Annotated in this window: 12 protein-coding genes and 1 pseudogene; 8 read left to right on the top strand and 5 right to left on the bottom strand. The window is 69.6% G+C overall.

Annotated elements, in window-relative coordinates; all coding sequences use genetic code 11:
- On the top strand, positions 1-1492 hold a 1492-nt coding region (locus ABS64_RS14550; RefSeq protein WP_292684498.1), incomplete at its 5' end, for an ATP-dependent Clp protease ATP-binding subunit.
- A gap of 155 nt (positions 1493-1647) precedes the next feature.
- Here ABS64_RS14550 and ABS64_RS14545 read toward each other — a convergent pair.
- Genes ABS64_RS14545 through ABS64_RS14535 form a run of 3 tightly spaced genes read right to left on the bottom strand, consistent with a single transcriptional unit; the run spans position 1648 to position 5842 of the window.
- Positions 1648-2391 (bottom strand): gamma-glutamyl-gamma-aminobutyrate hydrolase family protein, encoded by a 744-nt coding sequence (locus ABS64_RS14545; protein WP_288120325.1) that lies wholly within the window; start codon positions 2389-2391, stop codon positions 1648-1650.
- Positions 2388-3314, bottom strand: a complete 927-nt coding sequence (locus tag ABS64_RS14540; protein ID WP_288120330.1) for a transglutaminase family protein — start codon at positions 3312-3314, stop codon at positions 2388-2390. Before ABS64_RS14540 ends, ABS64_RS14545 begins: the two co-directional genes overlap by 4 nt.
- The gene (locus ABS64_RS14535; protein ID WP_288120326.1) at positions 3314-5842 is read right to left on the bottom strand and encodes a circularly permuted type 2 ATP-grasp protein; all 2529 of its coding nucleotides are present in this window, start codon (positions 5840-5842) and stop codon (positions 3314-3316) included. The genes ABS64_RS14540 and ABS64_RS14535 overlap by 1 nt, the downstream gene beginning before the upstream one ends.
- 47 nt (positions 5843-5889) lie before the next feature.
- On the opposite strand from ABS64_RS14535, the gene ABS64_RS14530 reads away from it, so the two are divergent.
- From ABS64_RS14530 to ABS64_RS14500, 7 genes and pseudogenes are all read left to right on the top strand, one after another.
- Entirely contained in the window at positions 5890-6423 is a 534-nt protein-coding gene (locus tag ABS64_RS14530; RefSeq protein ID WP_288120327.1) for an amino-acid N-acetyltransferase, read from the top strand.
- 51 nt (positions 6424-6474) lie between these two features.
- Positions 6475-7158, top strand: coding sequence for a hypothetical protein (locus ABS64_RS14525; RefSeq protein WP_288120328.1), 684 nt, complete (start codon positions 6475-6477; stop codon positions 7156-7158).
- 180 nt (positions 7159-7338) lie between these two features.
- Positions 7339-8313 (top strand): thioredoxin-disulfide reductase, encoded by a 975-nt coding sequence (gene trxB / locus ABS64_RS14520; RefSeq protein WP_288120329.1) that lies wholly within the window; start codon positions 7339-7341, stop codon positions 8311-8313.
- On the top strand, positions 8310-8636 hold the full coding sequence (gene trxA / locus ABS64_RS14515) for a thioredoxin (RefSeq protein WP_144882514.1): 327 nt from the start codon (positions 8310-8312) through the stop codon (positions 8634-8636). Before trxB ends, trxA begins: the two co-directional genes overlap by 4 nt.
- Entirely contained in the window at positions 8633-9721 is a 1089-nt protein-coding gene (arsB, locus tag ABS64_RS14510) for an ACR3 family arsenite efflux transporter (RefSeq protein ID WP_144882515.1), read from the top strand. Before trxA ends, arsB begins: the two co-directional genes overlap by 4 nt.
- Positions 9718-10712, top strand: a pseudogene (locus tag ABS64_RS14505) (metalloregulator ArsR/SmtB family transcription factor). The gene arsB and the pseudogene ABS64_RS14505 overlap by 4 nt, the downstream one beginning before the upstream one ends.
- A gap of 15 nt (positions 10713-10727) precedes the next feature.
- Positions 10728-11132: an arsenate reductase ArsC gene (locus ABS64_RS14500; RefSeq protein ID WP_098408599.1), complete on the top strand. Its 405-nt coding sequence runs from the start codon at positions 10728-10730 to the stop codon at positions 11130-11132.
- Positions 11133-11267: 135 nt separating this feature from the next.
- Here the strand turns inward: ABS64_RS14500 and ABS64_RS14495 are convergent, their stop codons facing one another.
- On the bottom strand, positions 11268-11576 hold the full coding sequence (locus ABS64_RS14495) for a hypothetical protein (RefSeq protein ID WP_098408598.1): 309 nt from the start codon (positions 11574-11576) through the stop codon (positions 11268-11270).
- On the bottom strand, positions 11573-12149 hold a 577-nt coding region (locus ABS64_RS14490), incomplete at its 5' end, for an HAD-IC family P-type ATPase (RefSeq protein WP_292684491.1). The genes ABS64_RS14490 and ABS64_RS14495, both read right to left, overlap by 4 nt.

Genomic DNA, 12149 nt, shown 5'->3' with positions numbered 1-12149 from the left:
GATCCAGGTCGCCGAGCCGAGCCTGCCCCACGCGATCAACATCCTGAAGGGGCTGCGCGACCGCTACGAGGCGCACCACAAGGTGCAGATCACCGACGGCGCCATCGTCGCGGCGGCGAACCTCGCCGACCGCTACATCAGCGACCGGTTCCTGCCCGACAAGGCCATCGACCTGATCGACGAGGCCGGCGCGCGCCTGCGTCTGTCGATCCTGTCGAGCCCGCCGGAGCTGCGTGAGTTCGACGAGAAGATCGCCAAGGTCCGCGAGGACAAGGAGGCGGCCAGCGAAGAGCAGGACTTCGAGAAGGCCGCGGCCCTCCGCGACGAGGAGAAGTCGCTGCTCGCCGAGCGCCTACGCCTGGAGAAGCAGTGGCGCAGCGGCGACGTCGCCAGCCACGCGGTCGTCGACGAGGGTCTGATCGCCGAGGTGCTCGCGCAGGCCACCGGCATCCCCGTCTTCAAGCTCACGGAGGAGGAGACCAGCCGTCTCGTCTTCATGGAGAAGGCGCTGCACCAGCGGGTCATCGGCCAGGAGGAGGCGATCGCCGCGCTCAGCCGTACGATCCGTCGTCAGCGCGCCGGCCTCAAGGACCCGAAGCGTCCCAGCGGCTCGTTCATCTTCGCCGGCCCCACGGGCGTCGGAAAGACGGAGCTGGCCAAGGCGCTCGCCGAGTTCCTGTTCGACGACGAGGGTGCGCTGATCTCGCTCGACATGAGCGAGTTCGGCGAGAAGCACACCGTCTCGCGGCTGTTCGGTGCCCCTCCGGGGTTCGTCGGCTTCGAAGAGGGCGGCCAGCTCACCGAGAAGGTGCGGCGCAAGCCGTTCTCTGTGGTGCTCTTCGACGAGATCGAGAAGGCCCACCCCGACATCTTCAACTCGCTGCTGCAGATCCTCGAAGAGGGTCGCCTGACCGACGGTCAGGGCCGCGTCGTCGACTTCAAGAACACGGTCATCATCATGACCACCAACCTCGGATCGTCGGCCATCGCCGGCGGCCCGGTCGGGTTCCAGGTCGAAGGCAACTCGCAGACGACCTACGAGCGGATGAAGGGCAAGGTCGACGAGGAGCTGAAGCGTCACTTCAAGCCGGAGTTCCTCAACCGCGTCGATGACGTCATCGTCTTCCCGCAGCTCAACAAGCAGGAGCTCCGCCAGATCGTCGGTCTGTTCACCAAGCGGTTGAGCGAGCGTCTGCTCGACCGTGACATGACGGTCGAGCTCACCGACGCCGCCAAGGACCGCCTCATCGAGATCGGGTTCGACCCGACCCTCGGTGCCCGCCCCCTGCGCCGCGCCATGCAGCGCGAGGTCGAGGATCAGCTGTCCGAGCGGATCCTGCACGGCGAGCTCAACCCCGGTGACCACGTCAAGGTGGATGCCGAGAACGGCACCTTCCTGTTCGAGCACGGTCCCCGCGGCGAGAAGGTCGCGGTGGGTGTCGGTGCCGCCGGCGCGATCGAGGCCACGCCGGACATCGTCGCCGGAAGCTGACCCGGTTCGATCACTGTACGAAGGGGCGGATGCGGCGGCATCCGCCCCTTCGGCGTTCGCGGGGGCGTGGGGCGTTTCGACTCGGCGCTGCGCGCCTCGCTCAACGACCGGGGTGTCCTGTCCGGTCGTTGAGCGAGCGCAGCGAGTCGAAACGTCTAGCGGGCGGCGCGGAAGCGTCGGGCCGCGGCGACGAGCGCGGCGAACAGGCGCCGGTCGGCGGCATCCTCTTCGGGGTGCCATTGCACCGCGACGAACCACGGCCCTTCGATCGTCTCGATCGCCTGCGGGAGACCGTCGTCGCTGCGGGCGCTGACGACGAGACCGTCGCCGACCCGGTCGATGCCCTGATGATGGTAGCTGCGCACCGACAGGTCGCCGGCGCCGACGATGTCCGCCAGTCGTGTGCCGTCTTCGACCGTCGCCGTGTTCGTCGCGAACACGCCGCCGCCGAGCTGATAGCGGCGCGTGCCCAGCGCCTCCGGCAGATGTTGGTGCAGTGTGCCACCCGCGGCGACGTTCGCCAGCTGCAGACCCCGGCAGATGCCGAAGACGGGCATGCCGCGACGACGTGCGCCGGCCAGCAGCGCCAACTCCCACGCATCGCGATCGGTGCGGGGCTCGTCGGTCTCGGGGTGGGGCGCGGCGCCGTAGAGAGCGGGATCGACGTCGAGGCCGCCGGTGAGGACCAGCCCGTCCAGACCGTCGAGCACCGCGTCGGCGGCAGCATCCGGGTCGGGCTGCGGTGGCAGCAGCACCCCCGCGCCGCCGACCGCGGTGGTCGCGTCGAGGTAAACCTGGGGCAGAAAGGCCGCGCGCACGTCCCACACACCCTGCTGGGCGCGCTCGAGGTAGGTCGTGAGGCCGATGACGGGTCGTATGTCTCTGGCGGGGGCGCTCATGCGGTTCCTGTCGCCGCGGGAGGAAGTGACGCAGCGGTCGCCGCCGCATCGAGCGGAGCCACGTCGACCGAGACGCGCAGCGTCGAGTTCTTCGCCTTGGTGAAGATGATGCCGCGCACCGGCGCGACGTCCCCATAGTCGCGACCCCACGCCACCGTCACGTAGCGGTCGTTCGCCCACTGGTCGTTCGTCGGGTCGATCGCCAGCCACTGGTCGCTGCCGGGCAGCCACACGGCGAGCCACGCATGCGACGCGTCGGCGCCGAACACCCGCTCCTTGCCGGGCGGCGGCTGCGTCGCCAGGTAGCCCGAGACGTAGCGGGCGGCGACCCCGTGCGAGCGCAGGCACGCGAGCGCCACGTGCGCGAAGTCCTGACAGACCCCCGCCCGCGCGCGCATCGCATCGCCCACCGTGCTGGTGACGGTGGTCGCCGTCTTGTCGTAGTCGAAGTCGCGGTAAATCCGCTGCATGAGATCCGTCGCGGCCTCACCGATGGGTCGACCGGGCGTGAGCGACACGGCACCGTACGCCGCGGCCTCCGGCTCGTGGCGCACCCGCGGCGACTCCAGGGCGTACTCGACGGCCCGCCACGCCTCGGGCAGATGAGTGTTCAGCATCGGCCGAGCCTGCTCCCACGGGAGTGCGAGCGCGTCGGCGTCGTATGTGGGCGTCTCGACGGCGGCGACACTCGAGGCGGTGATCGTCAGCGCCTCGTGCGGGTCGGTGAGGTGGAAGTAGGTGGCCGAGTTGCCGAACGCGTCGGTGTCGGGCGCGATGTCGCCCGGAGCCGGGTCGACCTGGACGCTCGCCTCGGTGACCTCCTGCCAGGGCAGGCCGCGGGGTACGAGATGGAACTGGCCGACGCTGTCCTGGACGGGCTTGCCGTACGTGTAGGCGGTGCGGTGCCAGACGCGGTAACGCATCACGCGCGGGCCTCCATCAACTCGACGAGGGACAGGTCGGTCATCGCGACGGCGGGCGGCCCGCTCTCGAAGTGGAGATGGGTGACGGCATCGGAGAGCTGTTCGAGCTGCGCCGTCACATCGGCCATGAAGGCGACGAGCGTGGTGCGTCGACCGTTATCGACGACGTCCAGCGCGGCGACGTCGATGGCGGCGAGTTCCGTTTCGAGATGATCGAGCAGGCGCTCCGCCCGGGTCGACCCCGTGGATGCCGGCATGGCGGCCAGATGCTCGCGCAGACGCGCGAGCGCGAACGCGAGCGAGCGCGGGTTGCTGTGATCGAGCAGCAGCAGATCGAGGACGTCGGCGGCCCGCATCGATCCGCGGTAGCGACGGCGGTGGGTCACGACGCTCTCGGCCGCCAGGAGGACGGCCTCCAAGACGCTGCGCTCGGCGCGGGGCGCGTGGCGTTCAGCCAGACCCGTCGACAGCAGTTCGGACAGCTGCAGTCCGCGCTCCAGGAAGCGGCCGGCTTCGATCATGTGCCAGCCGGTGTCGCGGATCATGTTCGCCGTGATGCCGTACAGCGACAGCATCGCCGAGAGCATGCGCCCTCCCGACTCCGCCGTGCGGTGCGGGTGGGACGAGCCGCGCAGCGCGCGGGTGGCCCGATCGATCGTCGCGAAGACCCGCCACGTGTCACCGGAGAGCTGGTCGCGGACGCCTTCCATCGCTTCGCGAAGCCGCGCGATCGAATGCGCGGCGGAGCCGGGACGGCGAACGTCCAGCAGCAGCGAGCGGAACTCCGCCTCGGGATCGAGCGAGCGCATTCCGGCCAGGCGTCCGAGCACATCCAGCAGAACGCGGGGGCTCTCCGCCAGCCGGCCCGCCACGTGGGCACGAGGCTGGTCGAGCTCGGTCTGCGCCGTCAGCAGCAGCCGCAGAAGGTCTTCCGCGCGCTCCGCGTAGCGGCCGGTCCAGAACATGTCGGCGTGCGCGCGGGGAGCCAGCGGCGGGACGCTGCGGGCCGTCGGTGCAGGCGCGATCTCGGTCAGGTTCTGGTCGGGGTCGTCCTCCGAGGCTTTCAGCACCCACACGTCCTTCGTCCGCGGGAGCGCATCGGGGCTCTCTCGCACGGTCGCCAGACCTCCGACGAGCGGACGGTATGCCGAGCCGTAGCGCAACGCGAACGCGCGGAGCGTCAACGGCAGCGCGTCGATACGCGCACCGAGATCGTCGGTGCTCGACCAGACCGGGGTTTGCGAGAGTGGCAGCAGGTCCTGCCCGACGAACCGGTGCGGAGCCGACTGGATTCGCGCGATCAGGTCGTCGGCCGACATCTCGCTGAACGCCTTGCGCGGTTCGTCGATCGTGCGCACGATCAGGCCCCGATCTCCCGCGCGCACGCGCGACAGCACCCGGTCCCTCGCCTCCGGATCGCCGCACCACACCGTCGGCACCGACGGAATGCGCAACTGCTCGCCGAGGAGGTATTCGCACGCCGCGGGCAGATAGGGGAGCAGCCCCGGGTTCTCCAGCACGCCGGCTCCGAGGCCGTTCACCAGGCGCACATGGCCGCGGCGTACGGCCTCACTCAGCCCGGCGACGCCCAGCCGTGAGTCGCCGCGAAGTTCCAAGGGGTCGCACCACGCGGCATCCACTCTCCGGATGATGACGTCGATGCGGTCGGCGGGACGGGTGCGGGGCCAGCCGGCGGGCTTCATCCAGACGAACCCGTCGCGGACGACGAGGTCGCTGCCCTGCACGAGGGGGAAACCGAGCGCGCTCGCCAGGAACGCCTGGTCGAACGCCGTCTCGCTCAGCGTGCCGGGAGTGAGGATCACGACTCGCGGGTCATCGATCTCGGCGGCCACCGACGACAGCAGCGCCGCGCGCAGCGCCGAGAAGTAGGGGTCGATGCGGTGGAGGTTCTCCTCCTGGAACAGGTCGGGCAGCACCTGCGAGATCACCCGGCGATTCTCCGCGGCGAAGCCCAGACCCGACGGTGCCTGCACGCGATCGGCGAGGACGTGCCATTCGCCCTCGGCGTCGCGCCCGAGATCGGTCGCCGCCAGCAGCAGCGGATGAGGGTCGACGGCGCTCGCGCGGGCCAACGGGCGAGTGAAACCGGAGTGGCCGAAGACGACGGCCGACGGCACAATCCCTTCGCGCATCAGATTCTGCGGTCCGTACAGGTCGACGAGCAGCGCGTTCAGCAACTCGGCCCGCTGCGCGAGCCCGACCTCCAACGGCGACCAGCCGGCCGCGTCGAACACGAACGGCACCGGGTCGAGCTGCCATGGCTGCGGCCCGGAGTCGCCACGCAGGTACGAGACGCCGTCGTCCGCGAGAAAACGCGCGATCTCGCCGTCGACGCGCTGCAGATCCTCGCCGGTGAGGCTCAAGGCGTGCGCCGCCAGCGCCTTCCATCCGGGGCGCAGCGAGCCGTCGGCATCCACGAACTCGTCGTAGCGAACCGCCTCGGCCGACGGCGACAAGGGCAGCGTCGGCTGCGACACCGTCGCGGCATAGTCGCGCAACACACTCACGGCGAAGTCCTTCCCGGCTCCAGCGTAGGGGGCAATACAGTGGGTCGGTGACCCTTGCCGACCCCACCGAAGGCACCAGCCCGGCGCGCCCCGTCGTCCGGCCCGCGCGGACCTCGGATGTCCGCGGCATCCTCGCCCTTCTCGAGCCGTGGGTGCAGCGGCGGATCCTGCTCGGCAAGGAGATCGTCACCCTGTACGAATCGGTGCAGGAGTTCGTCGTCGCCGAGCAGGACGGCGAGCTCATCGGCTGCGGCGCCCTGCACGTGATGTGGGAGGACCTGGGCGAGATTCGCACGCTCATCGTCGCGGAGAACTGGCTGCATCACGGTGTCGGCGGCGCGATCGTGACGCAGCTGGAGGCCCGCGCGGTCGACCTCGGTCTGTCGCGGCTGTTCTGTCTCACCTTCGAGGTCGACTTCTTCCGTCGTCGCGGTTTCACGCCCATCGGCGAACAGGTCGTCGACCCCGACGTGTACTCGCAGCTGCTGCGCAGCCCCGACGAGGGTGTCGCGGAGTTCCTCGACCTCGCGCACGTCAAACCGAACACGCTCGGCAATACCCGCATGCTGAAGAACCTCTGAGCCCCGCGCGCCCCGGCAGGAGACGGGGATGCCGCGGCCTAGCCTGGAGGAGTGAGCACCCCGACGCGCCGTTCGCGACGCCCCAGCCCCGCCGTCTACCGGCGGCGCCGGCTCGTCGCCGTGCTGATCGTCCTCGTCATCATCGCGGCGATCGTCCTCGTGATCTGGCAGCCGTGGCGCGGGTCACAGGCTGCCGCACCCGTATCGAGCCCGTCGGTCACCACGCCCGTCGCGTCGGCGTCGACTCCTCCCGCGTCGGCGGCGCCCGCGGAAGCCTCAGCGGCGCCGGTGGCACCGAACCTCACCCCCGACGCGTCGGGGACGGCGCCCACGGTTGCGGCGTGTTCGACCGCGGCCATCTCGGTGCAGGCGGTCACTGATCAGGACGTGTACAGCGCCGGCGAGCTGCCCAAACTGTCGATCACGCTCTCGAACACATCGGGTGCGCCGTGCCTGATGAACGTGGGAACCGCGACACAGTCGTTCGTGATCACCAGCGGCACCGACACGTGGTGGCGCTCGACCGACTGCCAGTCGGAGTCGAGCGATCAGGTCGTTCAGCTGGCAGCGGGCCAGACGGTCTCGAGCGTGACGCCGCTGCAGTGGGACCGCACGCGATCGTCGGTCGACACCTGCGGATCGTCGCGGCCGCAGGCCTCGCCCGGCTATTACCACCTGTCGGTCTCGATCGGCGGCATCCAGGCAGCGGACACGAAGGTATTCGAACTGCGCTGAACCCGCGATCATTACTGGTAGGTCCGATTGTTGAAGAGTGCACTTTTCGCGCCTTTTTCGTCGATGATGCGGAGGTTCACGCGCGAAGGGTGTTGGCGGCCATGCCTGAGCACGGTAGGTGAACATCCGGTGACAAAGCCATCGCGAACTCGCGGATTGATTCGATGTCAATATAGAAGCATGTCGAATCAAGAAGTCGAACTGGTCATCGTCGGGTCCGGTCCCGCCGGATACACGGCGGCGGTCTACGCGGCGCGTGCGGGTCTCGCGCCGGTCGTGATCGCGGGCTCGGTGACCGCGGGCGGTGCGTTGATGACGACGACGGAGGTGGAGAACTTCCCGGGCTTCGTCGATGGCGTGCAGGGACCGGAGCTGATGGAGTCGATGCGGGCGCAGGCCGAGCGATTCGGCGCTCGGATCGTCTACGACGACGCGATCCGCCTCGAGCTCGACGGCGACGTGAAGACCATCGAGACCGGTGCCGGGGCGACGTACCGGGCGCGGGCGGTGGTCCTCACGATGGGTTCCGCGTACCGCAAGCTCGGCCTCTCCGAAGAAGAGCGGCTGTCGGGGCACGGAGTGTCCTGGTGCGCGACGTGCGACGGGTTCTTCTTCCGCGAGCAGGAGATCGTCGTGGTCGGCGGCGGGGACTCCGCGATGGAGGAGGCCCTGTTTCTCACCCGGTTCGCGTCGAAGGTGACCGTCGTGCACCGCCGGGACGAGTTCCGCGCGTCGAGGATCATGGCGCAGCGCGTGCTGGAGGACCCGAAGATCGAGGTCGCCTGGAACAGTGAGGTCGGTGCGATCCTCGGCGATGAGCAGGTCACCGGGCTCACGCTGCGCGACACCGTCACCGGGGCCGAGCGCACGCTCGACGCGACGGGGGTGTTCGTCGCGATCGGGCACGACCCGCGTTCCGAGCTCGTGACCGGGCAGGTCGACACCGACGCGGACGGGTATGTGCGGGTCGCGCACCCGTCGACGCGGACGAACCTGCCCGGGGTGTTCGCGGCCGGGGATCTCGTCGATCACACGTACCGGCAGGCGATCACCGCCGCGGGCACCGGCTGCGCGGCCGCGCAGGACGCCCAGCACTACCTGTCGAACCTCGAACCCACCACCGTTCCTGAGCTTGCTTTGGAGGTCTCCGCATGAGCATCGTCACTCCCGTCACCGACGCTACTTTCCGGGCTGAGGTGATCGAGTCCGAGCTACCCGTCGTGGTCGACATCTGGGCGACCTGGTGCGGCCCGTGCAAGGCGATCGCCCCGATCCTGGACCAGCTCGCCAGCGACTACGCGGGCCGGGTGAAGATCGTGAAGGTCGACGCCGACCAGAACCCCGAGACCGTGACCGCGGCCGGCGTGACCTCGATCCCCACCCTCGGGTTCTACCGGAACGGAGAGCGGGTGGACGTGCTGATCGGCGCGCACCCGAAACCCGTCTACGTCGCGAAGATCGAAGAGCTGCTCGCATGACCGACACCCTGACCCGCACCGCCCCGAAACGGCTCTCCACCCTCGACAAGTGGCTTCCGCTGTGGATCGGCTTCGCGATGGTCGCGGGCCTCTTGCTCGGTCGTTTCGTGCCCGCACTTTCTGACGCGCTCTCTGCGATGGAGGTCGGCGGGATCTCGATCCCGATCGGGCTGGGCCTGCTGGTGATGATGTACCCGGTGCTCGCGAAGGTCCGCTACGACAAGGTCGCCGCCGTCACGGGCGACAAGAAGCTTCTTGTCTCCTCGCTCGTGCTGAACTGGCTCGTGGGGCCCGCGGTGATGTTCGCGCTCGCGTGGATCTTCCTGCCCGACCTGCCGGAGTACCGGACCGGGCTGATCATCGTGGGTCTCGCGCGCTGCATCGCGATGGTCGTGATCTGGAACGATCTCGCGTGCGGTGACCGGGAGGCGACCGCGGTGCTGGTCGCGATCAACTCGGTCTTCCAGGTCGTGATGTTCTCGGTGCTGGGCTGGTTCTACCTGACCGTGCTGCCGGGCTGGCTGGGGCTGGATGCGCAGGGGCTGGAGATCTCGGTCTGGCAGATCGCCTTGAACGTGCTCGTGTTCCTCGGCATCCCGCTCGTCGCGGGCTTCGCGTCCCGGTTCATCGGCGAGAAGCGCAAGGGGCGCGACTGGTACGAGGAGAAGTTCCTCCCGAGGATCGGGCCGTGGGCGCTCTATGGGCTGCTGTTCACGATCGTGCTGCTGTTCGCCCTGCAGGGCGAACAGGTCACCTCCCACCCGATGGACGTCGCCAGGATCGCGCTGCCGCTGCTGGTCTACTTCGCACTGATGTGGTTCGCCGGCATCCTGCTGGGCAAGGCACTCGGTCTGGGCTACGCGCGCTCCACGACGCTCGCGTTCACCGCCGCGGGCAACAACTTCGAGCTCGCCATCGCGGTCGCGATCGGCACCTTCGGCGCGGCATCCGGCCAGGCCTTGGCCGGGGTCGTCGGCCCGCTCATCGAAGTGCCCGTGCTCGTGGGCCTGGTCTACGTCTCACTCTGGGCCGCGAAGGCCTGGTTCCACACCGATCCCTACGCCACCGAATCGAGGACGTCATGACCGACACGACCGTCATCTCTGACGCCGACGCGTGCGCACCGTCCACGGCGCACGCGATCGGCACCGAGGCCGCCACGACCGTGGCCGGGGGCTCGCTGACCCGCTGCGGCTGCGGATGCTCTCCGCGATCGCGACCGACCCGCGCGGCGAGTCCTGCGTGTGCGACCTCGCGGACCTCGCCGAGGTGTCGCAGCCGACCGTTTCGCACCACTTGAAGGTGTTGAAGGAGACCGGGATGCTGCTGTCCGAGCGCCGCGGCACCTGGGTCTACTACCGCATCGCCCCGGGCAAACAGCGCGCCGTCGCAGCCCTCCTCGACGCGTTCGCTCCCGCCGCGGCCGTCACCGACGACCCCGAAGACACCGCGGCACGGACCGCGGCCCTGCAGCAGATGGACGCCCGAGTCACCAGGCTCGCGGAGGAGCTCGCGGACGAGCTGGCCGGGCTGAACCGGGACCTCGTGATCGCGATCGTGCGCGAGTCCTACGCCGGCCTGGTGCGTTCGGCGAAGCTGACGGCGCACATGATCCCGCTGACCGAGCGGTTCGCCCGGCAGCGCCTCGCCGACCTGACGCGGGACCGCTCGGCCGGGGTGCCGCAGGTGTTGTTCGTCTGCGTGCAGAACGCGGGCCGCTCCCAGCTCGCCGCCGCGATCGTCAACCAGCTCGCCGACGGCCGCGTCGTCGCACGCTCCGCAGGATCCGCCCCGGCGTCGGACGTGCACCCGCACGTGCGCTCGCTGCTCACCGAGATCGAGGGCGCGCAGGAGGCCGAGACGGCGTTCCCGAAGCCGCTCACCGACGACGCGGTGCGCGCCGCAGACGTGGTGGTCACGATGGGCTGCGGCGACGTCTGCCCGATCATCCCCGGCGTCCGCTATGAGGACTGGGCCGTGGGCGATCCTGCGCTGGCCTCGCCCGAGGGCGTCGAAGCGATCCGCCAGGACATCGAGGGCCGCGTCCGCGGCCTCCTCGCCACCCTCACCGACTGAAAGAAGCGAACAACCATGACCGACCAGAAGCCTTCCGTCCTCTTCGTCTGCGTCCACAACGCCGGCCGTTCCCAGATGGCCGCCGGCTATCTCCGCGAGTTGGCGGGCGACCGCGTCGAGGTCCGCTCCGCCGGGTCCATGCCCGCCGACCAGATCAACCCGGTCGCCGTCGAGGCGATGCGCGAGGAGGGCATCGACATCACCGCCGAACAGCCCAAGGTGCTCACCACCGAGGCCGTGCAGGCCTCCGACGTGGTGATCACGATGGGTTGCGGCGACGCTTGCCCGTTCTTCCCGGGCAAGCGGTACGAGGACTGGAAGCTCGACGACCCGGCGGGGCAGGGCATCGATGCGGTGCGCCCGATTCGCGACGACATCAAGGCCCGCGTCGAGACCCTCCTCGCCGAACTGCTCGTCTGAGGAGCTGCGAGCAGCGGAGGGGCAGAGGCCAATGGCCCTACCCCTCCGGTGTGTTTCCGGGTCCGCGAACTTTACGGCGAACACCGTTGTGCCGTGAGGTGTGACCCAGTGATCGCGTCACCGGTCGTTCTCGCTCTACCGGGATGCGCCTCGCATCGCTGCTTCGATCTGCTCCTGCGTGGGCGCTCCGGCGTACCCGCTTTCCGTCGCGTAGACCCGGCACGCCAGCGAGCGAACCGGGGCCGTCGGGAACAGGTCGACGTCGTCGAGGAGGATCGTGGGCGAGCCTCCGAACTGGGTGCTCGCCGCCTCGGCCTCGGTTCGGATCGTCACCAGCTCGACAGGAACGGCCCCGAGCCCGAGAGCATCCAGCGCCGCGCGTGCGTTGGCTTCGGCGATTGCCGTGTTCGGGCAGTCGACGATGTGCAGCAGTTCGACCTTCATGCGGTCGGCTCCTTCCGAGTCCGGGCGGCGCGCAGTCCGTTGAGGATGACGACGACCTCGGCGATCTCGTGCACCAGGACCACGGCGGCGAGGCCCAGGACGCCGAACAGGGCCAGCGGGAGCAGCGCGGTGATGATCAGCAGCGACAGGATGATGTTCTGGTTGATGATGTGCCGCCCCCGACGGGCGTGGTCGAACGCGCGCGGGAGAAGCCGCAGGTCGTGACCGGTGAAGGCCACGTCGGCCGACTCGATCGCGGCGTCGGAGCCCGTCGCGCCCATCGCGATACCGATGTCCGCGGCGGCCAGCGCAGGGGCGTCGTTGATGCCGTCGCCGATCATCGCGACCGGCCCCTTCGCACCGAGCTCTGCGATCGCGGCGGCCTTGTCTTCGGGGCGCAGCTCGGCGCGGACGTCATCGATCCCTGCTTGCGCAGCGAGGGCGCGGGCGGTGCGGGCGTTGTCGCCGGTGAGCATGGTCACCCCGATGCCCTGGGTCGCGAGGGTGCGGACCACTTCAGGGACCTCGGGGCGCAGCTCGTCGCGGACGCCGATCGCGGCGACCGGGACGCCG

Origin of the sequence: Microbacterium sp. SCN 69-37, assembly GCF_001724435.1 — a bacterium.
Classification (GTDB): domain Bacteria; phylum Actinomycetota; class Actinomycetes; order Actinomycetales; family Microbacteriaceae; genus Microbacterium; species Microbacterium laevaniformans.
Note: the sequence above shows the minus strand (reverse complement) of the source record. Positions and strands in the feature narration are given on the sequence as shown.

What these genes read in the sequence shown, in the direction of transcription:
- arsB (WP_144882515.1), top strand. Translation starts at nt 8,633, where the DNA reads ATGACCGACACCCTGACCCGCACCGCCCCGAAACGGCTCTCCACCCTC.
- trxB (WP_288120329.1), top strand. Translation starts at nt 7,339, where the DNA reads ATGTCGAATCAAGAAGTCGAACTGGTCATCGTCGGGTCCGGTCCCGCC.
- ABS64_RS14540 (WP_288120330.1), bottom strand. Translation starts at nt 3,314, where the DNA reads ATGCGTTACCGCGTCTGGCACCGCACCGCCTACACGTACGGCAAGCCC.
- trxA (WP_144882514.1), top strand. Translation starts at nt 8,310, where the DNA reads ATGAGCATCGTCACTCCCGTCACCGACGCTACTTTCCGGGCTGAGGTG.
- ABS64_RS14545 (WP_288120325.1), bottom strand. Translation starts at nt 2,391, where the DNA reads ATGAGCGCCCCCGCCAGAGACATACGACCCGTCATCGGCCTCACGACC.
- ABS64_RS14495 (WP_098408598.1), bottom strand. Translation starts at nt 11,576, where the DNA reads ATGAAGGTCGAACTGCTGCACATCGTCGACTGCCCGAACACGGCAATC.
- ABS64_RS14500 (WP_098408599.1), top strand. Translation starts at nt 10,728, where the DNA reads ATGACCGACCAGAAGCCTTCCGTCCTCTTCGTCTGCGTCCACAACGCC.